Genomic DNA, 804 nt, shown 5'->3' on the forward strand with positions numbered 1-804 from the left:
GGCAGCAAATGGCAGCAGGCTGCTGTAGCCGAAGAGTATAAAGACGTCGTGGCTTCGAGCGGCGGGGATGCCGTCTCCAGCGACCAGCAACTGCAGAAGGCCACCGGTGAAGAAGGTGTCACCTGGGTCGGCGGCCAGAAGCGCGGAGGCAAAGGCCAGCAGGCCATTCAGCCGACCCGTGACCTGGCGAAAGCCGGTTATAACATGATGAACAGCCTGCCGGTGACCAGCAACAGCAGCGTGGGCTCCGCCAGCTGCAACGGCACGGTCTGCCAGCGCTGGAAGTCGTCGGATGATGCGGCAACTGCGGTGGTGAAAGTGCTGGGTGACCGCTCCATCCGTACCTGCCGTGAGACCAGTGAATGTACCAGTGGTGGCACGGATAATCAGCCCGGCAGCACCGTTGCCGGCACCGGTTTCTCGCCGGTGCTGGAAGATGCAACGAAAACCAACCTGGAACAGCTGGATAAGCTGGTCGGTGGTCAGCTCCAGCCCACCGCGGATAATCTGGCGACGCTCAAAACCGGCAGTCTGGTGGTGACGCGCGGTGTTATCCAGTCGCTGCGTGATGACCCGGACAAAGCGGCTCTGGTACAGCGTCTTGCCGGTGAGCTGGCGATGGCTGATACCGTTGAGACCGCGCTCACGATGCGCCGCATGCTTACCACCGGTGAGTCTGAGCCGAATGCCGCCGAACAGCCTGAGGCCATTGCCGAGGGAGATCGCCGCATCGATGCCCTGGATCGTGAGATCAGCGCCCTGCGTAACGAGATGGACCTGCGTAAAGCCATCAGCAATAACAGT

At 61.7% G+C, this 804-nt stretch carries 1 protein-coding gene; it reads left to right on the forward strand.

Annotated elements, in window-relative coordinates; genetic code table 11:
- On the forward strand, positions 1-804 hold an 804-nt coding region (locus CWM66_RS27910), incomplete at both ends, for an integrating conjugative element protein (protein ID WP_107147741.1).

Source organism: Kosakonia sp. H7A (assembly GCF_003028445.1).
GTDB classification, from domain to species: domain Bacteria; phylum Pseudomonadota; class Gammaproteobacteria; order Enterobacterales; family Enterobacteriaceae; genus Kosakonia; species Kosakonia radicincitans.